At 61.2% G+C, this 23,415-nt stretch carries 8 protein-coding genes and 1 pseudogene; 1 reads left to right on the forward strand and 8 read right to left on the reverse strand.

All coding sequences use genetic code 11. The features are described from left to right. Positions 1 to 5 precede the first annotated feature (5 nt). The 8 genes and pseudogenes from AC4LE2_RS16335 to AC4LE2_RS16370 all read right to left on the reverse strand — a co-directional run bounded on the left by AC4LE2_RS16335 (position 6) and on the right by AC4LE2_RS16370 (position 22,539). Positions 6 to 938, reverse strand: coding sequence for a hypothetical protein (locus tag AC4LE2_RS16335; RefSeq protein WP_491828201.1), 933 nt, complete (start codon positions 936 to 938; stop codon positions 6 to 8). Beyond that, positions 925 to 3,116 (reverse strand): annotated as a pseudogene (locus AC4LE2_RS16340) (hemagglutinin repeat-containing protein); the annotation flags it as partial. The pseudogene AC4LE2_RS16340 and the gene AC4LE2_RS16335, both read right to left, overlap by 14 nt. Positions 3,117 to 3,634: 518 nt before the next feature. Next, positions 3,635 to 4,894 carry an IS256 family transposase gene (locus tag AC4LE2_RS16345; protein ID WP_491826747.1) on the reverse strand — a complete coding sequence of 420 codons (1,260 nt, stop codon included), beginning with the start codon at positions 4,892 to 4,894 and terminating at the stop codon, positions 3,635 to 3,637. Between the two features lie 485 nt (positions 4,895 to 5,379). Further along, entirely contained in the window at positions 5,380 to 5,478 is a 99-nt protein-coding gene (locus AC4LE2_RS16350) for a hypothetical protein (protein ID WP_491828156.1), read from the reverse strand. A gap of 269 nt (positions 5,479 to 5,747) precedes the next feature. Continuing rightward, positions 5,748 to 6,017: a DUF8617 domain-containing protein gene (locus AC4LE2_RS16355; protein ID WP_491826748.1), complete on the reverse strand. Its 270-nt coding sequence runs from the start codon at positions 6,015 to 6,017 to the stop codon at positions 5,748 to 5,750. Between the two features lie 2 nt (positions 6,018 to 6,019). Next, a complete protein-coding gene (locus AC4LE2_RS16360) occupies positions 6,020 to 19,441 on the reverse strand; it encodes a hemagglutinin repeat-containing protein (RefSeq protein WP_491826749.1) in 13,422 nt (4,473 codons plus the stop codon). A gap of 20 nt (positions 19,442 to 19,461) precedes the next feature. Beyond that, positions 19,462 to 21,147 carry a ShlB/FhaC/HecB family hemolysin secretion/activation protein gene (locus AC4LE2_RS16365; protein ID WP_491828157.1) on the reverse strand — a complete coding sequence of 562 codons (1,686 nt, stop codon included), beginning with the start codon at positions 21,145 to 21,147 and terminating at the stop codon, positions 19,462 to 19,464. 234 nt (positions 21,148 to 21,381) lie between these two features. After that, positions 21,382 to 22,539, reverse strand: coding sequence for a phospholipase D-like domain-containing protein (locus AC4LE2_RS16370; RefSeq protein WP_491826750.1), 1,158 nt, complete (start codon positions 22,537 to 22,539; stop codon positions 21,382 to 21,384). Here AC4LE2_RS16370 and AC4LE2_RS16375 point away from each other — a divergent pair. Beyond that, the gene (locus AC4LE2_RS16375; protein WP_491826751.1) at positions 22,505 to 23,395 is read left to right on the forward strand and encodes a hypothetical protein; all 891 of its coding nucleotides are present in this window, start codon (positions 22,505 to 22,507) and stop codon (positions 23,393 to 23,395) included. The two genes, AC4LE2_RS16370 and AC4LE2_RS16375, sit on opposite strands and share 35 nt — an antisense overlap. Positions 23,396 to 23,415 lie beyond the last annotated feature (20 nt).

A 23,415-nucleotide genomic window follows, 5' to 3' on the forward strand; every position in this document is an offset into this window, starting at 1 on the left:
CAAAGCTACCTCTCTGGAGGATTAGTGTTAGCAGGATATGGTATATGAGTATCCCCCCTAGTACCGGTCCCACCGGTTGCCGCATTTATTGGTTGGCCTTTCTCCACCGAGATCCAATACCCATTCTCAAGGCCTGGGATTGGAGTAGATCCTGCTGGCATAGATCGAATATAGGTACTGCCTTTAGCATTTGGGTCTGTTCCAGGAGGATAGTAGATTATACTACCTTCGGTACGTCCTGGGCGACTAACCCAATTCAAAGGTATTACTGGCCCTTGAGGCGGGTTTGTAAACTCCTGAAGTTTTTGAGGGACCTTTGGTATACCGCCAAACCCTGAGCTCAAGCCGCCGACTGGAAGAGCAGGAACTATTGGCTGTGTTACTGAGCTTCCGAAATGCTCAAGCTCTTGCTGTGAAACTGGTAGTCCTTCTTCCCTTCTAAGCTCCTCATTAACCTCTTCGACTACGTTTTTTTCGTGACCTTGCTGATTATACTTTTCACCCGCCCCACCAATGAGACTCCCGGTCGCAACGTTCCCACCTGCTAAACCCGCCGTCACAAGCCCTATGATCTGCGCAGTCGTTATTTTGTACTGACTGCCGACGAGGCTTAAATCCCCTGCTGCGAACTTCTCACTCGCGTACTGTGCCAAGTACTGATTCGCGATAGGGGTCAGGCCCTCAACCGCGCCTCCTGCGATTGCACCGCTGGCAAAATCACTGCCACTGGCTAGTGAAATAATGCCGCCCAGTACCGCATGCATAAGGATGGTTCGAACGGTACCTGATGGAATTTGCAGCGATGCTGCAAGGTCTCCGATTGATTTGTTACCTATGGCCGCACCTAAATCGATGCCTTCGCCAACCAACGCTCCGCCGGTTGGAGCCGAAGCTGCCTCCCTTAATTGTGGTGGCAACCCCACTACTGATAACTGCATGCGTACCGCTACGTATCAGTGTTTGCGTCCAGTTCTCTAGTTTAAGCATGCTGGCGGCATAGCCTGGATTTTGAGCAGTGCCAGCAGTTACGACCTTAGATCCACCATTAGCCGCACCGTCTGCCCCAGCGAACCACGTGGTGTCGGCATAATCGATCAACCCAGCCGTAAAGCCTGCCACTGCGGCGTTTTGTAGACTGTCAGCGCTGAACGTGTCTTTTACCGAAGCGCCAAGGTTGCCCTTATTCGAAATAGTGCTGTTGATGCCCGTATTTGCCAGGCTGCCTGCGACAGCGGCTTGGGTCGTGGACAGACCCATGCCAGCCGGGCCTAGGGCCACCGCCAAGGCAATACTCCCAACCCCGACTGGCTGTATTTAAAGGAGTCATGTATCTCCTTCACTTGCCGCCAATCCACATCGCCCCGCTGCTCAGCCTCCTTCAGCCAAGCCAGCTGCGGATCAGCCTTCACCATCGCATCGATGGCCTGGCTTACCGTTTGCTGGTTCACCTGCTTCACGTCAATGTGCAGGCCATTCACGGCGTTGATCGCCACTTCGCCTTGCGCAACCAGCTCGCTTTGCTTCAGGGTTTCGTCGGTCTTGCCTTTGCCCTTGGCGCTGGTCCAGGCCAGGCTGCTGTTGCTCTTTTCGTGGCTCTCCTGGTGCAGGTCTTTCACGCCTTCGAAGTTGATGGCGCCGCCGCTGTTAAGGATCAGGTCCTTGCCGCTGTCGAGCTTGGCGGCCTGGTAGGTTTGGTCCTTGCCGCTGACCAACAAGAGGTCGCCACCGGTTTTGATTTCGCTGCCGATGTGGGTGACTTCGGTTACTTCGTCGCGTTTGGTTTTCTTGGCGCCGAAGCTGCCTTTTTTCTTTTTGTCGTAAAGGGAGTAGTCGCTGTCTTGGGCGGCCAGCAGGGCCAGACTGCCGCCTGCTACCAGGTAGGCTTCGTTGCCGGTCTCTATCCGACTGGAGATAACGGTTAAATCCTGGCCGGCGCTAAAGGCTGCGCTGCCGCCCGCGTTGATCGTGCTCGCCACCTGGCTCACGTGATCTTCCTGCCGGGTCACTTTCTTACTCTTCGAGTACGAATGCTGCTCGTCCGCCGCCGAGCTAATGGTGAGATCTTCAGTAGCGGCCATGGCCACGTCGCGCTTGGCGTCGAGCTGGCTGGCGATCACGTTGAGGTCGCGGCCCGCTTGTATGCTGAGGTCGCGGCCGGCGGTGATCGTTGAGCCAAGCTGGGTGATGTCACTGCTGGTGTGCTTGGGGTCCAGGATCAGGCTGTTGGTGAGTTGGGTAGCGGCAAGGTTGACGTCGCGCCCGGCGTTGAGGCTCAGGTCGCGGCCGCTTTGCAGCACGCTGCCGAGGTTGTTGATGTCGCGGCCTGCGGACACGCTGAGGTCGTTGGCCGCTTCGATGCGGGCGGCGTTGTCGGCATAGTCTTTGTGGGATTGGCCGCGCACGGTGGAGTCCACGGCAGTAACGGTGCGTTCGTTGATCACGTCGCCGCTCAGCGCGGTCACGCTCACGTCGCGGCCCGCGATGATGCCGCCGGCTTTGTTCACCACGGAGTTACCGGCGAGCAGGTCCAGGCGGTTGCCAGCCTGGATCAAGCCGCTGTTCACCAGGTCGTTGCCGGCCGTGGCGGAAAGGTTGTTGGTGGCCTTGAGGGTGCCGACGTTGTCCAAGTTCTGGCCGGCGATCAGGCTCACGTCGTTGCCAGCGATGAGTGCGCCGGTAGGGCCGAGGCGGCCGGTGGCTTGCGCCAGGTACACCACGGGCACCAGCACGTTTTCGCCGTTTACCTCGTGGGTTTCCAGCCACACGATGTCGTGGGTCAGGGCAGCGACTTGCTCACTCGTAAGGCCCACGCCCACGCTCAGGTTCATCGCCTGTTTGCTGGCGATGGCGTTGTTCATCAAGTACTTGAACTGCGCCTCGTAGGAGGTTTGGCCGTCGATGAAGGCCTGGCCGGTGCGGGCGGTGATGGCTTGCTGCACGAGGCGCTGCTCGTACAAGCCGTCGCCCAGGCGCTTGGCGCTGAGGTCGGGGTTAGTTTCGATCAGGTATTTGTTGATTGTTGCAGGGGGAACTCGTTGCCGGTAACCTTCGCGCGTCGCTGTCAATCCAGCGGCCGGGTTTGGCGACCCGTGTATGCAAAGGCGCACCAGCGCCACCATTCATAATTCAGGCGCTTTTTTTGTGCCTGGGGTTATGTGTTATGGCGGCTGTGCGCGGGAGGCCTTCGGGCCTGCCGGGTTCCTTTGCCCCGGTTCGCCAACCTGCGTACAGCTGCCACCCTGCTCGTTTGGCGACGACATGTGGCAGCTCCAGTTAGCAAGGGAGCCTCTCATGCGTTCACTTCAGTTACTTTCAGGTCAAAACCCTGCTTATGTAAGTTACCTATGCGATTCTCTAAATGTCGATAACGTTAAAACTAAAAAAAGGGAAACTGCTAATCACCAGCTTCACACCGGCCTTTGGGGTGAAGAATGAAAGCCTTTTCGGAGATTCAGCGAAATATTCTGAACTTGATTGAGAATGCTCCGACTTTAATAGCAGATGCCTTGAAGGTCGAGACTAAATCACTGAGTTCAACTGTAGATGCAGTTGAGCAAGCGAGGCAGCAGCTAAAGGGCCTGTCAGATTTTTTGTGTGCGGGCCGGTAACGGCCTGCCGTTAGGCAAGCCATGCTTTACCAGGTCGGCCTGATAAATCGATCTCCGTACAGAACCGCGAACTGATTCATCGCGCTTTTCCAATCATGGGCTGCGTTGCCCCACTTGGCCGTGATATTACGTAACCCCAGCCAGATCAGCTTGGTTGCGGCCTCGTCGGTCGGGAAGTGACCTCGAGTTTTAATGATCTTACGCAACTGCGCATTGATGCTCTCGATGGCGTTGGTCGTATAGATCACTTTTCGGATGGCAGGCGGGAACACAAAGAATGGAATGACTCGATCCCACGCGCGTCGCCAAGCCGCCACGACTGTGGGGTACTGCTTGCCCCAGGGTCCATGTTCAAAGGCATCCAGCGCTTGCTCGGCCGCTTCGGCGGTGACTGCCTGATAGATCGGCTTGAGCGCCTTGGCCAATTCGCGGCGCTTATCCCAGGCCGCGTAATCAAGGCTGTTGCGGATTAAATGAACAATGCAGGTCTGCAAGGTCGTCTTTGGAAACACGGCGCTGAGGACTTCTGGCATGCCTTTGAGGCCATCGGTCACCGCGATCAACACGTCTTCGACGCCGCGTGTCTTGAGGTCGTTAAAGACCTTCATCCAAAACTTGGCGCCTTCCGTGGTTTCGATCCAGATGCCAAGGATATCGCGGGTTCCGTTGGGCAATACACCCAGCGCCAGGTAGATCGCCTTGTTACGAACCAGCCCCTCTTCACGGATTTTGACCCGCAGGGCATCGAAGAAAATAACGGGATACATCGGCTCCAGGGGCCGCTGTTGCCACGCGCCGATCTCTGCCATGACCTCGTCAGTTACAGAGCTGATGAAGTCAGGCGACACGTCCGTGCCGTACTGCTCGCAGAGGAACGCACGGATCTCTCTGACGGTCATGCCGCGGGCATACATGGCGATGATCTTGTCGTCAAAACCGGTGTAACGGCGCTCGTGCTTGGGAATCAGGATGGGGGAGAAACTGCCATCTCGATCACGCGGAATCTCCAGCCGAATCGGGCCATTGCCGGTTAGAACCGTCTTGCCGCTTTTACCATTGCGCTGGTTGGTTTCATCCTCCGGCCGCTGCGCGCCCGATGGATAGCCCAGATGGTGACCAAGTTCGGCATTCAGGGCGCGCTCGATCAAGGCTTTCTTAAACGCCGCAGAGGCCATCTCGATGGCATCAGCGGTCATCAACCCTTCACCGAAAGACTCAAGCAGCGCTTTCGGGATTTTGGGCAGATCTCTCAGTGGTTGGCGCGCAGGTTTCTTTTTGGTCGGCATACAGGCTCCTTTCGCTCATGTTATGCCCGAACACAAAATTTCTGACAGTCCCCAGCTAAACGTTATTGAATGTAGCATAAGAATTCTTTTGGAACTACTAGAAGATGCGGACGAAAAGCAATTAGCTAGCTTTCATTTACACTGCTTGCTTACCCCAATGCATGACAGACTAATGGACACTATAATCAAAATAGACACGACCTTATAAAAACTAGGAGTATAGAGCAACCAGTATTTAGTCACGAATCTAACGGCTCTGGCATAAAGCAAAATTCAAACTTCGTGCCAGAGCTAGCTTTTAGACATAGCTAGCCACCTACTGAACATGCACCCAAACCAGTACTTAATTACTATCTAACCATCTACAAATGGCGAACACCTCAAGATCTCTTGAATCTCTTGCACTGCGCGTACAGCCCAATCCTCATTGATTATCCTTATCAAATTTAAAAAATTACGATCGCTTTATCAAGAGAGAACATCATTCACGGCCTCGCTGGAACAATATGTATGCCATCCTTAGAATAGTGAATTCCATTCGCAGTAGGTGTTGCCACGCCTCCTCCATCTATATATGCCTCTATAGGCCCACCAAATTTACCCTTTCTTTCGAGCCTGGCATCCCAACTGGAATATTACCGACCTGTTGTCTAGTCCCAGCACTTTCAGCAAGCTTACGTGGATCACTTGTCAAAACACTTCGGCCTAGCCTGTACGAATTATGATCTGGAAAGTGCTTCTTGAGCATTCCACTTAACAGCGGGCACCTCTTTTGCACCAGGATTTCCCGAATAAAGCCTCAGCTGCCCGTCAGAATATTTTGCACCATGACCTCAAATTGCAGGCTAGGTCTCTATCCAGAAATAGCCTGCTCGGCTATGTAAGTAGTAAATTTGTTTGGTTCTTCCTCTAAATGTAATCGGCTACACTTCGGGCATCGGTACACCGTAATGGCTTTTCCATCAAGGCTTTTATATAACTGATCAGAAGATAGCTTGTTCTCACTGTCTAGCCTATCCCCCAAGCTTTCTATCGCTGACTCAGGAATTAGAGTCAACTCATAATCTGACCAGCCTTGCGAAAGGTTCATAACGTAGCCACAGGTGCACGTGTACTTCGACATAATTAGCCTCCTCCATCAGGCCGATCAAATCGGACCAATGATCCATCGGGTTTCTGAAAGAATATAGTTTTTATACTCTGCGCATTTGTCTTTCCCCACATACGGGCAGCGATGGACGACATGTTACCTTTTGACAGGTCCGCCTGCACCAAGACCCCGTCGGCTTGATTCGACTTCTTTTCTATCGCTCGAACAATATTTGTCGGATCAAGATTGTTCGGCGTATACACATCAATGGAACCGATCCCATCAACATGTAAGTCCGCAGTTCGCTGCCCTTGAATACCTTTAGCTGATGCGGTGGTTTGATGCGTAACATCGTACCCAAGATCGGATAATCCCTGTCCTGCACGTGCTTCGTTTACGTCAGGTATTGCCCCAGGTTCAATCTTAATCCTGCCTGCTGTCCCAGTCGCTTTTGCACCTTTTAGTGAAATCTCCCGCTCAGCCGCCTTGAGGCCTTCAAGCTTACCTTCGGCCTTGGGAACGAGTCCATTATTTCCTTCAACGTAAAGCTTACCGTCGCCTCCCAAAACCTCTGTATTGCCCGTTTTACTAACAACGCGACGATACCCTTCAGGCAAACCACCCGTAGCGTTAAACGATGCCCCTACGGAGCTACCTTCGCGGTATCCAACAGGCAAAGGTGCCCTTTCGGTTACAGCACCTACACCTGCACCTTTTATAACTGCTACACCAACCACCCCTACTAGCAAAGCGGCCATAAGCGTACCGCCGCCAATCACGAAATGATCAGTCAGCGGGTCAAACGATTGACCCTCGACAGTTTCAGCAATTTTTTTGCCTGCTGCCTGTGCAACGGCAGCAGAGTACTCCGCCAACTTCTGGCCCGCTTCAGTTTCCTTAAGCGCCTTCTGGGCCGCGAGCATCATGAGGCCTTTGGGGCCTTGAGCAGCCGCCAGGGTAATTTCAACCAACTCTATTTTGTCTGGATTTTCCTCAAGGTATTGATTGATATAGGAAGCACCCGTCAGTATCTGCTGCTCAGCGGTTCTTTTTATCCCGCTCGTGACCTGAATATTTCGCTCACCTGTTATGGGATCGATCAGGGTTTTCTTTATCTCTGCAATAGCCTTCGGGTCTGCATCCTGAGCTGAGGCCATGTCAGCCAGTTCCCTAAGGACTAATGTTTGAAAATCCTTGTCAGCCAATAACGCACGGGCTTTGTCACGCTCGATGCCCGCGTCTGTTAGAGCACTTAAGGTTTGCTCCGCTAGCTTTTCCCCTCCAGCAGCGATAGCACTATCCCCTGCACCTGGATGCTGCAAACGATCAATCTGATTACCTACGATGAGCGCTGCCTGATCGAAGTTTGCCTTCGTCACTTTGTCGTAATTGACCAATGCATGTGCCCAGCTCGAAGCCGTTTGAACTGGATGCGTCACCGCATCAATAGACGAACTCGACGCATACACCTCCGTCCGGTGCTGTTCATCACGCGTGATCTCGTACGCCTTGCTCGGGTCGCGGTTAAGCCCAGCCGTTGAATCCGTCCCCGTCCCGGCATCACCCCGTACCACGATGTCGCCTGCCCCTACCGTGGCGCGCACTTGCTGCTCGCGGTTGGTGTTGGCGTTGTAGCCCTGCACGCTCCAGCCGGCTACGCCAGGCTTGCCTTTGCCGGTTTGGCTGGGGTCTTGTGCGCCGCTGGCGCCGAAGCTGGCACCAAAGCTGCCCCCCACGTTGAGGTAGTAACTGTGCTCCTTGTTCAGGCCTGATATGTCGGCAAAGCCCAACGTCTGTGTGTCCAGGTGGAGCTTGCCGGTGCTGGAGTTGATCAGCGCGCCGTTGAGCTGGGTGTGTTCACCTACCTGGAGGTTGAGCTGGTTGGCCGCAGTAATCGCAGTTTGCTCGGCCACCCAGTTGGTTTTGCCGTTGGTACGGCCATACCCTACGGAGCCGCTCAGCCCTGGGAGTGGGCCGGCGGTAACCGTGCCACTCACGTCGGTTTGCTTACCGCTGGCTTTGCCGGTATCGGGCACGGAGCTGACGGTCAAGTCTCGGCCTACGCTGGCGTTAACGCTGTCGCCATGCAACACGGCGCCGCTCACGGTGGTGTCGCGGCCGCTGATAAGCGCCAGCTGGTTGCCAGCGTTCACTGAGGCCACCTGCGCCTGGGTGCCGTCTCGGCTGAGGGTGCCACGGCCCATGTTGGCGCTGGCGTAGACGCCTACGCCGCTGCGGCCTGCGGTCAGGCCTATTTCACTACCACTGCTGTGCCGGGTGTCGCGGCTGGCGTAGGCGTTTTGCGCGGCCTTGATGGTGAGGTCGTTGCCGGCCTGCAGCTGGATGTCTCGCCCAGCGTTGGCTTGGGCGCCGACGAGGGTGAGGTCATTTTTAGCCTGGGCGTTGATGTCGCGGCCTGCGTCGAGGCTGCTGGCCAGCGACGTCTGTTGCGTGCCGGTTTGGTTGGCTATGCCTTGGCTGGTACCCACACCCAGCTTCACGCCGTTGGTGGTGCCGGCGTTGAGGCCTGCGCTGCTTTGCGTTTGCGCTCCGGTCTGCGCGATCTGGCCGTTAGCAACCCCTAACGAAATATCACGGCCGCTTAGGTTGATATCACGGCCTGCGCCTACTCGGCTGCCATTGACCTGCAGCGTGTCGCCTGCCACGGCAGTGAAGTCCCGGCCCGCATCAACGGTCGAGGCACGCCCGCTATCGGTGGTGCTTGTGCTCTTGGCACTGCTCTTGGCATTGCCGAGGCTGGCCTCCAGGGTAGGCCCGCGCGTGAACTGGTCCACGGCGTCTACCGCTGCCAGCGTACTGGAGACTTTGCTAACTGCATCTTCGCCCTGCCCTGCATCCCTCACGGCGTCCAGGGTAGAACCGATGTTGTGATTCGCGGTAACGGTCAGGCCTGAGCGAGACAGGCTCGACTCACGGCTGGCGGTATCGCGTTCGTTGGCCGCAGTGACCGTAATGTTACGGCCAGCTGAGTAGGCCACGTCACGCACGGCGCTCACATCGGAGCCTGCCTGGAGAATGTCCCGGGCAGCGGTAAGGCTAACGTCCATGCCGCTGAGGCTGCTGGGGGCGGCACCTTCATGGCCTTGGGTGGTTTTGTCCTTGGCCGCTTCCTTGCCCGCAAAGGCAGTAAAGCCATTACGGTCTGCGCCCAGGTTCAGGCCACTGGCGGTTTTGCTCGACCAGTTGGCTTGTTGGCTAGCGGTGTTGCCAGCAGCCAGGGTGATGTCCCGGCCGGCATCGAGTGACACCGTACCGGCGGCGCTTACGCTACTGCCGGTGAGCGTGATGTCCCGCGCCGCGCCCAGGCTGGCGTCGTTACCCGCCGTAACCTGGCTGCCGATGCTGGTGGTCTGCTGGCTTTCGTGGCCTTTCTTCTCACCCTTGGCAACCGATACGCCAAAGCCTTTTTCACCCCCGCTACCGGTAAGGCTGGAGCCACCGTTCAGGAACAGGCCGGTTTTCTTCTTCCAGGATTCGGCATAGACATACGCCTCATCGCTGGCCGCATTGAGGTTCACATCACCGGTCTTGTCCGTCAGGCCCGCTTGCAATTGGGCGTCATGCCCCGCTGCCAGGCTGCTGGCACTCAATTGCACATCACGGCCTGCCAGAAGCACGGCATCGTTGCCCGCTGCCAACTCGCTGCCGGCTTGGGTGGTTTGAGTGTTCAGCTGAGTGCGGCCACTTTTGGAGAGGCCAAACGCGCCGGACTTGGTTTTCTTGTAAGAGCTGCCGCTTTCGTTTTCACCCGCAGCAATCACCACATCACCGGTACCACCCAGCAGCAGGTCATTGCCGGCCTTCAACTGGCTGCCCACCACGGTAACGTCCCGGCCGCCGTTGAGGGTCACGCCACCGTTGTCGCCTTGGGCGGTGTTGACGGTCAGGTCGTGCCCGGCTTCGATCACCGAGCCGACGTTGGTGCTGGTGTAGCTTTGCGTTTCCTTGGTTTTACTACGGCCGAAACTGCCCTTTTTCTTTTTGTAGTAGTAGGAGAAGTCTTCGTTCTCGGCGGCGCCGATCAACACGTCACGCTTGGCGTCCAGGGCCACGTCTTCAGCGGCCTTGATCTGGCTGCCGATAACAGCGAGGTCCTGGCCTGCGCTGGCGGCGACTGAACCACCGGCCTTGATGGTGCTTCCCACCTGGCTAACGTGGTCTTCCTGCCGGGTGACCTTCTTACTCTTCGAGTACGAATGCTGCTCGTCCGCCGCCGAGCTAATCGTCAGGTTTTCCGTGGCCGCCATGGCCACGTCGCGCTTGGCGTCGAGTTGGCTGGCGATCACGTTGAGGTCGCGGCCTGCTTGTACGCTGAGGTCGCGGCCGGCGGTGACGGTGGAGCTCACTTGCGTGATGTCGCTGCTGGTGTGTTTGGGGTCCAGGATCAGGCTGTTGGTGAGTTGCGTGGCGGCGAGGTTGACGTCGCGCCCGGCGTTGAGGCTCAGGTCGCGGCCGCTTTGCAGCACGCTGCCGAGGTTGTTGATATCGCGGCCTGCGGAGAGGCTGAGGTCGTTGGCGGCTTCGATGCGGGCGGCGTTGTCGGCATAGTCTTTGTGGGATTGGCCACGCACGCTGCTGTCCACGGCGGTGACGGTACGCTCGTTGATCACGTCGCCGCTCAGCGCGGTCACGCTCACGTCGCGGCCCGCGATGATGCCGCCGGCCTTGTTCACCACCGAGTTGCCCGCCAGCAAGTCCAGGCGGTTGCCAGCCTGGATCAAGCCGCTGTTCACCAGGTCGTTGCCGGCCGTGGCGGAGAGGTTGTTGGTGGCCTTGAGGGTGCCGACGTTGTCCAGGTTTTGGCCGGCGATCAGGCTCACGTCGTTGCCAGCGATGAGTGCGCCGGTAGGGCCGAGGCGGCCGGTGGCTTGCGCCAGGTACACCACGGGCACCAGCACGTTTTCGCCGTTCACCTCGTGGGTTTCGAGCCACACGATGTCGTGGGTGAGGGCGGCGACTTGCTCACTCGTCAAGCCCACGCCCACGCTCAAATTCATCGCCTGTTTGCTGGCGAGGGCGTTGTTCATCAGGTACTTGAACTGCGCCTCGTTGGAGGTTTGGCCATCGATAAAGGCCTGGCCGGTGCGGGCGGTGATGGCTTGCTGTACCAGGCGCTGCTCGTACAAGCCGTCGCCCAGGCGCTTGGCGCTGAGGTCGGGGTCGTAGCCGAGGCCGGTGAGCAGGTAGTCCGAACTCATGAACTGCTTGAGGTCGGTGAGTACGGGGTTGGTTTCGATCAGGTATTTGTTGGTGTTGGGCCGTGCTGCCGAGCTGGGCACGCCTTGTACTTTGCTGACGGTTTGCGCAGCGGGGCTGGTGTTGCTCGCCCCAGCCTGATAGCCGGGCAATACGTAGGCACCGTTACCAGCATCGCTGTTGCCTTGGAGCGGAATAGCCGTGGACGCGGCGGTGATGCCGGCGCTCTGGCGATTCACGGTAGTTAGCTGACCCGCGTTGGCCGATAGCGGCGCGGCCCCGCCGATCTGCACGTCACGCGCCAGGGCGTCCGGGATGCCTTGCTCACGCTGGGCCAGGGAAATGCTGGCACCGGCAAGGCTCCAGCTCTGCGGGGCGCCGGTTGCTTGGGCTACTTGCGCCGCGCTGCCGCCCTGCCCGCTCAAGCGGAAGAGGCCGTTCTGGCCGGTGGGCAGGTTGAAGCCGGGGAGGCTCAGGGGGTTGATTTGTTGTTGGGCGAGGTTGGGGGGGAGTTGGGCATTGATATGTGCAACTACCGGGATGCTGGACCCCGAGGGCTGAGTCGCCGTGACCTTATTCGTACCTGAGCTATAGGCGTAGTCTTCGTGCACCACGCTATTGGTCAGGTTTTGCGACGCTTGAATAGTCACCTTCCCTCCCGCTTGCACAATAGCCGACTGCACGCTGCTACCGTCTTCAATAGCAACCTCAACATCCCGGTTAAGGGTGAAATTGCTATTGGTCAGGAATGAAGGTATTTCAACCAGGTTATTAGGGTCGTACTGTGACTCACCTAACTCGTAGTCAAACCCGCTGTAATATTTAAGGTGCTTTCCGGTAACCTGGTTCACCAAATCAGCGCTACCACCTGCACCGTATTGCGTAGCAACCTCGAAGTCGGTCTCTGAATCCATGTAGTGGAAAACTTGTGGCCCATCATCGTTGTGGACGTTGTAGTTATAGAGATCGCCATTCAAGAAGTTAAAATGCGTACCGCTGCTGATACCTCCGGTACGGTAGGTACGGGTGCGCTCTACGGTGCCACCGGATGCACCAATATTATTGAAATTGTCCGCCTGGATAGAAATATCACGGGCTGCCGCAACCGTGCTTCGGCTATTGGTGAAATCCCCTCCCACGAAACTGAAACTACCACCGGTGGTCAGCGTTGCTCCCTTGGCATCGCTGCTTACAGAGGCTTTATAAATTTCCCTTACGCCATAGAGGATGTCGTAGGTACTACCCTGACAGTCGTAGCAACCCACCGCAATAAAGCCAGAGACCAGATGGCGTTCTGGATTGAAATCTTCACCCCGGTTTTTTAAAACCGAAGCACCGATCGTCATATCACCTGCCGCTTCGATATAACCCGAAAAGTTGTCTAGAAGGTCCGCTCTGGCAGCGCCATTGTTGCCGCCAATGCCCAACCGACCAAGGCTGTAAACGTCGCCTGTAGTGTTAGCGAGGGTTCCCACATTCAACTGCATATCCCCACCACTGAACACCAACCCATGGTCGTTCAGCAGGCTCGGGGTATTGACCGTCAAGTTCTGCCCCGTGCCGAGGGTGCCGTAGTTGCTCAGGGCACCTGCGCTAACGGCAAGGTCACCGGCCGAGGTCAAGCGGCCTTGGTTGGTCAGTTGGCCGGCTACGTTGAGGCCGGTGCTGCCACCGCCTGCAATGCTTGCGGCGGTGCTGAGGTTCAGCTGCGCGGTAGTGAGGGTGAAGTTGCCCAGGCTGGTGAGCCGCCCATTGCCCTCATAAGCCCCATTCAGGTTGAGGTTCAGGCTCCCGTCGCTGGCAATAAGGCCGTCGTTGGTCCAGTTGCCGCCCGTGCCCACAAAGGCATTGCTCGCCAGCAATTGCCCGCTTGCCGTTTGGGTGAAATTGCCCACGTTTACAGTCAGGCGCCCGGCCTGGATCACGCTGCTGTTGGTCCAGCTGTCGGCGTTGAGGGTCAGGCCGCCACGGGTGACGATGCTGCCGCCGGCGTTGGTGATGTTGGCGGTGGAAATGCCGAACTCGCCGCTGCCCACGTGCAGCAGGCTGCCGCCGGTGTTGAGGAAGTTGCCGACGTTGAAGGCCAGGTCGGTGTTGGCGCTTTCCAGGGTGCCGTTGCGGTTGTCGAAGGTGCCGCCGATGTTGAACTGGGTGGTGCCGGCGCTACCCAGGGCGCGAATCTTGCCGGTCTGGTTATCCAGGCTGGCAGCGGTGATGTTAAGCGTGGTGTCGCTCTCGATCACGCCAAAGCGGTTGTTCAGCGCGCCGCTGAGGTTGAGGTTGATCTGCTGGCCAGCGATCTGGCCGTCGTTGTCGCCGCTGTTGTCGAAACTGTTGCCGATAAAGCGCACCAGGCCCTTGGCGTAGAGGCCGCCGTTGCGGTTGTCGAAGCTGTTGGCCGCCACCAGTGCGTCGCCGCCCTGGGCGGACACGCGCCCGCCGTAGTTGTCCAGGCCCGCCGAGGCGAGCAGGTCCAGGCGCTGGGCCTGAATCACGCCGCCTTGGCGGTTGAGGTCGTAGCCGTTTTTCAGCACGCCGGTGATGTGCGCGGTGAACGCGCCTTGCAGGCTGGAAAGCACGCCACCGCGGCTGTCCAGGTTAGCGGCGGTAATGGCCAGGTCGCCGCCTTGGGCGATCAGGCGGCCATCGAGGTTGCCCACATCCCCACTCACGTTTACGGCCAGGGCACCTTGGCTCTGTACCGCGCCTTGGGTGTTGGACAGGCTCGCGGCTTGCAGTTGCACGGCCGCGTTCTGGCTGTAGATCAAGCCATCGGCGCTGTTGAGGACGTCGCCGCTGGCGGCGATCACCAAGCGTTCGTTGGCCGCGACGGTGCCGCGGTTGCTGTTGTCCAAGCGGCCGGTGTTAAGGGTCATCAGGTGCTGGCTCACCAGTTGCCCGCCTTGGTTGTTGACCTGGCTACTGCGCAGCAGCTGCAAGGGGCCGGCGCTGGCCAGTTTGCCGTTGGTGTTGGTCAAGGCGCCGAGCAGGTCGAGGGTGACCGCGCCCTGGCTGCTGAAGGTGCCGTCGCTGTTGTCCAGTGTGGTGCCGGTGAAGGTCACGGCCTGTTGGGCGCTGAGGTTGCCGGCGGCGTTGCTGAGGGCGTCGGCGGTTAGTGTGAGGGCGGCGCCGCTGTCGATCTGGCCGTTCTGGCTGTTGTCCAGCAGGCCACGGGTGGCCAGGGTTTGCCCGGCGCCGCTGGAGAGGATGCCGCCCCGGTTGTCGAGGCTGGCGCTGCTTACATCAAGGGCTTGCTGGCTAACCAGGGCGCCGCCGTTGCCGTTGAGCAGTGCGCCGCTGAGCGCAGCGGAGAGGTTGCCGGCGCGGCTGGAGAGCGTGCCGTTGGTGCGGTTGTCCAGGGTGCCGCCGGTAACGGTAAGGCCCTGCCAGCCGGAGATCAGGCCGTTTTGGTTGTTCACGCTGGCGGCGTTGAGGCTCAGTTGCTCGTTGCTGATGACCTTGCCGTTGCTGTTATCCAGGGCAGCGGTGGCCAAGGTAAAGCCTAGGGCGCTGGAGAGTTCGCCGCCCTGGTTGTTGACCGCGCCCAGGTGGTTAAGGGCCAGGGGGCCTTTGGCGGTAATCAGCCCGGCGCGGTTGTTCAGGTCGGCGCCGTTGAGGTCCAGGCTCAGGGCGGCATCGCCCAGCAGGCGGCCCCCGGCTTGGGTGAGGCCGTGCAGGGCCAGGGTCATGTCGCCCTTGGCGGACACTTCGCCGCCGTTGCTGGTGTCCAGCTGGTCGGCGGTCAGGCTCAGGGTGCCTTGGCTGTTGATCAGGCCACCGTCGCCGGTGCTCAACGCGCCGGTGGTCAGGGTCAGGGCGCTGCTGCCCAGCACCTGCCCGGCCTGGTTGTTCAGGCTGCCCGCCATCAGGCTCAGGGCCTGGGTCGCGTTGAGCAGGCCGTTGTCGCGGTTGCTGAGCAGGCCAGTCACGTTCAGTTGCAGGTCGCCCCGGCTGGTGAGGGTGCCGGCGCTGTTGTCCAGGGTGCCGGCGCTAGCGTCTACGCTGGCCGCGGCGATCAGGCCTTTAACGTTGTTCAAGGCCTGGGCGATGCGCAGGGTCAGGCCCTGGTTACTCAGTAGCTTGCCGCCGCTGTTGTCCAGGCGTTGGGCGGCCAGGGTGAAGGCTTGGGCGCTGGATATCTCGCCGCCTTGGTTCTGCACCTCGTTGAGCTGTTGCAGCAGTAAGGCGCCGGGGGCGTTGATCAGGCCACCCTGGTTGTTGAGCAGGCCGTTGTTGAGGTTCAGGGTAAGCGCGGTGTTGCTGAACAGCTGGCCGTTGCGTTGGTCCAGCCCGGTCACGCTGGCCACCAGGGCCTGGGCGCTGCCGATGCTGCCGCCGTCGCGGTTGGTGAGCTGTGCGGCGGTGAGGGTCAGGCGGTCGCCGCTGGTTACGCGCCCCGCCTGGCTGTTGTCGAAATCGCCCGTGGTAAGGGTTAACGCGCCCTTGCTGCTGAGGTTGCCGTTGTCGCGGTTGATGAGGCTGGCGCTGCGCAGGGTAAGGGTGCTGTCGGTAACGATGCGGCCGCCGCTATTGTCCAGCACGCCTAGGACATCAAGGGTGAGCGCGTCGGCGCTGGAGAGCTGGCCACCGGCGTTCACCAGGCTACCCGCCTGCACGTTCAAGGTGCCTTCGCTGCTGAGCAGGCCCTGGGTGTTGTCGAGTGCATCGGCAAGGTTGATGTTCAAGGCCGCCAGGCTGGCCAGCGCGCCGCCGGTGTTGTCCAGCCGGCCGCCGTTGAGGGTGAGGCCGGCCCTGCCCGACAGCAGCCCATTGTTGCGGTTGGTGAGTTCACCCACCGTAAGGGCGAGGGCGCGTTGCGCCAGTACCTTGCCGCCGTCGCTGTTGTCCAGGCGTTGGCTGGTGAGGGCAATAGCGCCCTGGCTGGAGAGTTCGCCGCCACGGTTGTCCACGTCGGTCACGGCCAGGGTCAGGCTTTCGGTGGCGCCAATCAGGCCGTTGGCGCGGTTATCCAGAGTGTCGCCGGTCAGGCTCAGCGCGCCTTGTGCCACCAGTTGCCCGCCTTGCTGTTGCAGGCGCCCAACACGGGCGGTGAGGTTGCGTTTGCTGGAGGCTTGGCCCTGGCGGTTGTCCAGGGTGGCAGCGTCGAGCACGAGGTCGCCATCGGCAATGACCGCGCCACGCTGGTTGATCAGGCCGTTGTGCACCACCAGGGTGGCGTCGCCACGGCTGCTGAGCAGGCCGTCGGTGGTGTCCAGGTTGTCGGCGGTCAGGTCCAGGCCGTTGGCCGCCACGGCGCCCTTGAGGTTGTTCATCACCTCGGCGATGCGCAGGGTCAGGCGCCCGTCGCTCAACAGCTTGCCGCCGCTGTTGTCCAGTTGCCGGGCGGCCAGGGTAAAGGCCTGGTTGCTGGACAGCTCACCGCCCTGGTTGTTGAGGGTATCGAGGTGGGTGAGCACCAGCGCACCGGGGGCATTGATCAAACCGCCCTGGTTGTTGAGCACGCCGTTGTTGAGGTCCAGGGTGAGCGCGGTGTTGCTGAAGAGCTGCCCGCCCTGTTGATCCAAGCCGGTGACGTTAGCGGCCAGGGCCAGGGCGCTAGCGATGCGGCCAGCGTCCTGGTTGGTCACCTGCCCCGCGTTAAGGGTCAGCGCATCGCTGCTGGTCAGCCGCCCGCCGTGGCTGTTGTCCAGGGCGCCGGTCGTTACCTGGGTTGCGCCCTTGCCGGAGATAAGGCCGTTGTTGCGGTTATCCAGGCTGGCACTGGTGAGGGTGAGCGCGGCGTCGGTGGTGATAGCGCCGCCTTGGTTGTCCAGGGCGCCCGTGACGTTGAGCATAAGGGCTGCGGCGCTGGAGAAGCTGCCTGCGGCGTTGCGTACGCTGCCGGCATTCACGGTGAGCAAGGCTTCGCTGCTGACCACGCCGGCGGTGTTGTCCAGGTGGTCGCTCAGGGCCAGCACCGCGCCGTTCTGCCCGGCCACCGTGCCTTGGCCGTTGTCCAACCGCTGGCCGTCGAGGCGCAGGGTGTCGCCGAACAACAGGCCTTTGTTCTGGTTTATCACATGGGCCACTGCCACTTGCAGTGCAGTACCGGCCAGTACCTTGCCGCCGTCGCTGTTGTCCAGTTGCTGGCCGGTGAGGGTTACGCCCACTTGGCTGGACAGCTCGCCGCCACGGTTGTCGATGCGCTCAACGATGAGGCTTAGCGCGTTTTTGGCGCCCACTAAACCGCCCGCGCGGTTGTCCAGGCGGCTGCCAGTAAAGGCCAGGCTGCCTTGGGCAACCAGCTCGCCGCCCTGCTGTTCAAGGCTGCCGACGGTGGCGGTGAGGTCGCCCTGGCTGGCGATACGGCCAGCGCCATTGAGCACCTCGTCGAGGTTCAAGCGCAGCGGGCCGGCGGCCGTGAGCAGGCCGCCCTGGTTGTTGAGCTGCTGGCCGATCAGCTCGAAGCCTGCCTGGCTGGTGATAGCGCCTTGCTGGCTGTTATCCAGGCGGCCAACGGTGAGGCTCGCGGCCTGGTCAGCACGCAACACCCCGCCCCGGTTGTCGGTGGCGTCGGCGCGCAGGGTGAGGGTGTTTTGGGTGGATACACGGCCCCCACGGTTATCAACTGCCCCACTGGCAAGCGTCAGCGGGCCTTTGGCCTGCACCTCGCCGCCGTCGCGGTTATCCAGCACGCCGCCGAGGGTAACGTCCAAGGCGCCGTCACTCACCACCACGCCGGCCTGGCGGTTGTCCAGGCTGGCGGCGTTCACCACCAGCCCCAGCCCTGCGCCCAGCAGGCCGCCCTGGTTGTCCACAGCCCCGGTAACTTGAAGGTTGAGGCGCTGGTCTGCGGTGACCTGGCCGTTGCGGTTACTCACCCGCGCGGCGGTGACCTGGGCACTGCCTGCGGCCGCCAGCTCGCCGTTGTCGTTGAGTACCTGCTCGCCGCGCACGTCGAGCGCGCCCTGGCTCAGTACACGTCCGCCCTGGCGGTTATCCAGGGTGCCGACGGTGATTTGGGTGCGTGCCTGGCTGTTGAGGGTGCCGCTCTGGTTGTTCAGGGTCTGGCTAACGTTGGCGGTAAGCCCACGGCTGGCAGTGAGGCTGCCGGTGTTGCGCAGGGTGCGCGCGGTAACTGTCACATCCCCCGTGCCATTGCGGCTGTTGTCGGCATTCACGCCCGCTTCCACGATGGCGCTGTTGGTCAGCTGCCCGTCGCTGCTGAGCTGAAGGCTGTCACGGGCGGCCACGTTCTGCTGAACGTTAAGCGCACCTTGGGTGCGCACCGTCACGTTGCTGCCGTATACCGTGCCCTGCACGTCGGCGCTGGCGGCCTTGACCGCCACTGTTCCACTGGCTGCGGCTTGCCCCAGGGTGAGCTGCCCGTTGGCGTCGATCTGAATATCCCCAGCGCTGGCGGCCAGGTTGCCGGCCAAGCGCACCCCTACCCCGGCTTCGGTGCCCACCAGCTTGATCGCGCCGGCGTACATGCCACCCAAGGCAGAGCTGTCGATGGCCACGCTGGGCTTGGCGCTGCCGTCGTCGGCGCGGGCGGTGGCGTTAAGGGTGTGTGCGTCTACATCGTTGCGCCCGGCAATCACCGCCAGTTGCCTGGCGTTGATCTGCGCGTTGATCTGGGTGGCGCGGGTGATGATTTCGAACTGGTCCACGCTGCTCGCGTCCAGGCCCTGGCCTTCGACCGTGACCTGGCCGCCGTCCACCTGGAAGCGGTCCAGGCGGTCGCCGTCCAGCACTGGCTTGCCGGTGGTGAGGGTCGCGCGCGGGGTGTTGATAAAGCCGCAGCCGTTGCAGGTCACGCCATAGGGGTTGGCCACGATCACCCGCGCCGCCTGCCCGGCCACTTCCGTGTAGCCCTTGAGCTGGCTGGCGTTGGCGCCCACCACTTCGTTGAGAATGGTGGTTGCGGCAGTGCCGTTGAAGTTGGGGTTGCCGACGATGATGCCGCCCAGTTGGGTGGCCTGGGTACGGGCGGTGGCGTTGTTGAGAATCGCGCCCTCGGCGCCGACGTTGTACTGCTGGTACTGGTTGTGAGACAGCCCCGTGGCATTGGGCGCGGCGATGTTGACGATGGGCACGCCATTGCCGGCCTGGTTGAGGCTGGTGTTGGTGCCGCCACTGACTGCAATCCCCTCGGCCTGGGCCCAGATGGGCTGCCAGAACAGCGCGTTGACCAGAATCAGCGCAATGCCGCGCTTGGGCATGCCCCAAAAGGCCTGCCGCTCTTTCAAACGGGCCGAGGGCTGGCGCACCAGAAAATCAAACTGACGAACGTCCATGTCGTGGGTCTCGCACTGCGTCAGAGGAACAGCCCAAGGCTGAAGTAGATCGGCGACTCACGCTCGATCAGGCCAGCGGGGCGTTCCAGGGAATGGGCAAAGGTCAGGCTGGCGGTCAGGTGCTGGCCGTGGGCAAACAGCTCGAAGGCGTTGCTCGACAACCGGCCATGCTGGGCGCCGTTGTAGCGGTCGTTACGAATCACGCCTTGGTCGTAGCCGGCGGCCATGCCGTATTCACTGAACGCCGGGCGCAGCCACTCCAGGGTGAGCGGCCGGGTGAGGCGCAGCTCATTGCGCCAGTAGCCGCCGCTGTCACCGGCCACGAACTGATCCTTGTAGCCACGCAGCGACGAGGGGCCGCCGAGGCTGGTGCGCTGCCCGCTGAACAGCACGTCCTCGCTGCGTTGGCCGGTGGCCAGGCTGGTGAACGCCAGGCGCTCGCCCCACAGGCTGAAGGGTTGCAGGTAGCTGACCGTGCCAGTGTATTTGCGGTAGCGGGCGTTGGGCTCGCCGGGGCCGGGGTTGTGGTTGGCTTGGGCGCCGAACGCGCCAATGCCTTGCTGCAGCCCCAGGTCGATGTTCACGAACCCCGAGCCTACGCGGCGGCCGTGGTTGATGCCGTACTGCACTTCACTGAGGCGGTTGCTGCTCAGGGCCAGGCGGCTGTCTTCGATGTAGTTGTTGGTGCGCAGGTTGGACAGGCCCACGCTCAGGGACGTTTTGCTCACCGCATCCCGGTGGATGACTCGCTCAGCGCGGGCCTGGTGGGTTTGGCTGTCGCCGGTCTGCTTGAACGCAAACCCGTTGGCCACGGCCTGGGAGCGGTAGTCGCTTTGGCTGTAGGTGTAACTGAAGGTCCACCAGCCAAAGGGCAGGCTGTAGGCCAGTGCGCTGTTGCGCGACCCCTGCTGGTGATCGCTCACGGCATCGTGGCCGCCGCGCAGGCTGAGTTGGTCGGCCAGGCCCAGTGGGTTGTCCCACTCCAGGCCGCCGTTCCATTGCTGTTCACCCGTGCCGCGCTGGCCGTCATTGCTGCGCGACAGGTTCACGCGCCAAGGCTTTTGTGGCGTGTTCTTCACCACCACGTCGCTGCCGCCCACGGCTTGCCCAGGCCTAAGCTCCATCTGCGCTTGGTTGGACGGCAAACGGTTGAGTTGGTCCACCATCTGCTCGATTTCGCGCAGGTTGACCACCTGCCCTTCGTGGCCAGGAAACGCCATGGCCAGCTCGCGCTCAGTAAGGCCGCTGTCGTCATCGCCCTTGAGGGTTTCCAGGTTGCCCTCGATCACCAGCACGTGCAGGTGCCCGGTGGCCAGGTCCTGCTGCGGCAGGTAGGCGCGGCTGGTGACCAGCCCTTTTTCCAGGTAGAGGTTGGTGATGGCCTTGAGCAGTTCGTTAAGCCGGGCCACCCCTAGGCATTCGCCCACGTAGGGTTGAGTCAGGCGCGTGCGCTCGGCGTCAGACAGGCGATTGGCGCCCTTGAGCTCAATGGTAGTGATGGTGAAGCAGCGAGTGTCCTCGGGGGCGCCGGGGGCCTCGGGTTTTTCGGCCTTGCCCGGCAGGGTTTTGAGTTCTTCCAGGCGGCGTTGCTGGTCTTGCAGTAATTGCTGCTGACGGTCGCGCAACAGGTCTTGCTCGCCAGGTGTTTGCACGGGCGCGGCCACGGCAACGAACGCCCAGGCATTGGCCAGGGTAAAACACAGCACTCGCACGGCAAAACGGTCCACGGCCTGTCCCTGATCGCTAGAAAGGTGGTCAGGGCAGTGGATTAACCTAAGGCACCGTCGCGTTCACGCCGATGCTGATGGTGGATCCACCGAGCTGCCTGCCACGGTTATCGGGCAACAGGTTCATTTCCTTGAGGATTTTTTTGCACGCGAGGGATTTATTCCGGGCAGGCGGGGTCGCGTCGCTGGGTTTGGCCCAGCGTACACGGGGGTTTAGTCGCGGCTGTCCAACAAATTGGCCACGATGCGGTCCAGCCAACCCCACACCCGTTGCTTGGCCCGTCGCCACAGGGGGCGCGCTTTCCATTGGTCCAGGGTGATCTCCCGGCTTCGGGCGAAGTCGGTCTCGAAACTGGCCGCCACGGCCGTGGTGAAGGCCGGGTCCAGGGCTTCGAGGTTGGCCTCCAGGTTGAAGCGCAGATTCCAGTGGTCGAAGTTGCAGGAACCCACGCTCACCCAGTCATCGACGATGGCCATTTTCAGGTGCAGAAAGCAGGGCTGGTACTCAAAGATTTTCACCCCGGCCCGTAACAGGCGGGGGTAGTAGCGATGGCCGGCATAGCGCACCGAGGGGTGGTCGGTGCGCGGGCCGGTAAGCAACAGGCGCACGTCCAGGCCACGCTGGGCAGCGCGGCGCAGGGAGCGGCGCACGCTGAAGGTGGGCAAAAAATACGGCGTGGCCAGCCAGATGCGCTGCTGGCCCGAATGAATGGCCCGCACCAGCGCGCGGAGGATGTCGCGGTTCTGGTGGGCATCGCAATAGGCCACGCGGGCCAGCCCTTCCCCGCTCGGCGGCAAGCGGGGCATACGGGGCAGGCCAAAGTGGGTCGCCGGGCGCCAGGCGGTGCGGCGCAGGTTGGCGCGCCACTGGCGGTCGAACAGCATCTGCCAGTCCGCAACCACTGGCCCCTGCATCTCGACCATCACTTCATGCCACTCGCTCTGGTCCTGGCCCGGCTGCCAGAACTGGTCAGTCACCCCGGTGCCGCCAACGACGGCCAGCGCGTGGTCCACCAGTAACAGCTTGCGGTGGTCGCGAAACAGGTTGCGCCCGCCCCGACGCCAGGACACCGGGTTGTACAGCCGCAGCTCTACACCCGCCGCCTGGAGCTGTTGCCGCGACGGCGCAGCGAAGGCCAGGCTGCCATAGCCGTCGAACAGGCAGCGTACCCTTACCCCGCGCTCAGCGGCGGCCACCAGGGCGGCAACCACTTCGTCGGCGCAGCCCCCTGCCTCTACCAGGTAAAGCTCCAGGTCCACTTGGGTCTGGGCCGCAGCAATGGCGGCCAACATGCGTGGGAAGAACGCCGGGCCGTCGATCAGCAGCTCGAAGCGGTTGTCGTTACGCCAGGGGAAAATAGGCCCGGCCATGGTTCAGGCCGCCCTGAAAGGCAAAGCGTGGAGCAGCAATACGCAGAACGTCATGCAAGAGGCGCCTACCGAAAAGACCGGGCCACATTACCTGTATGAAAAGAATTTTCCTACAGCCAGGGCAGTATCATCTGCATTGAAACCAGTCGCCGGCAAGCCGGGCTGCTACGGGTGCTCTCCTGTAGCCGCCGGCCTTGGCCGCGACGTGGTTACGACTGCGGTGTCTCCGGTCGCCGGCAAGCCGGGCGGCTACGGGCGTTCTCTTGTAGCCGCCGGCCTTGGCCGCGACGTGCTTACTACTGCGGTGTCCCCGGTCGCCGGCAAGCCGGGCGGCTACGGGCGTTCTCTTGTAGCAGCCGGCCTTGGCCGCGACGTGGTTACGACTGCGGTGCTTCCGGTCGCCGGCAAGCCGGGCGGCTACGGGCGCTCTCTTGTAGCAGCAGGCCTTGGCCGCGACGAGCTTACTACTGCGGTGTCTCCGGTCGCCGGCAAGCCGGGCGGCTACGGGCGTTCTCTTGTAGCAGCCGGCCTTGCCCGCGACGAGCTTACTACCACGGTGCCGTCGGTCGCCGGCAAGCCGGGCTGCTACGGGTGCTCTCCTGTAGCAGCCGGCCTTGGCCGCGACGTGCTTACTACTGCGGTGTCTCCGGTCGCCGGCAAGCCGGGCGGCTACGGGCGTTCTCTTGTAGCAGCAGGCCTTGGCCGCGACGTGGTTACGACCGCGGTGCTTCCGGTCGCCGGCAAGCCGGGCTGCTACGGGTGCTCTCTTGTAGCAGCTGGCCTTGGCCGCGACGTGGTTACGACTGCGGGTCTCCGGTCGCCGGCAAGCCGGGCGGCTACGGGCGTTCTCTTGTAGCAGCCGGCCTTGGCCGCGAC

The sequence above is a fragment of the Pseudomonas sp. 9.3L genome, assembly GCF_058536285.1.

Coding starts and splice junctions, on each gene's coding strand:
- AC4LE2_RS16335 (WP_491828201.1), bottom strand. CDS start 938: ATGCAGTTATCAGTAGTGGGGTTGCCACCACAATTAAGGGAGGCAGCT.
- AC4LE2_RS16345 (WP_491826747.1), bottom strand. CDS start 4,894: ATGCCGACCAAAAAGAAACCTGCGCGCCAACCACTGAGAGATCTGCCC.
- AC4LE2_RS16355 (WP_491826748.1), bottom strand. CDS start 6,017: ATGTCGAAGTACACGTGCACCTGTGGCTACGTTATGAACCTTTCGCAA.
- AC4LE2_RS16360 (WP_491826749.1), bottom strand. CDS start 19,441: ATGGACGTTCGTCAGTTTGATTTTCTGGTGCGCCAGCCCTCGGCCCGT.
- AC4LE2_RS16370 (WP_491826750.1), bottom strand. CDS start 22,539: ATGGCCGGGCCTATTTTCCCCTGGCGTAACGACAACCGCTTCGAGCTG.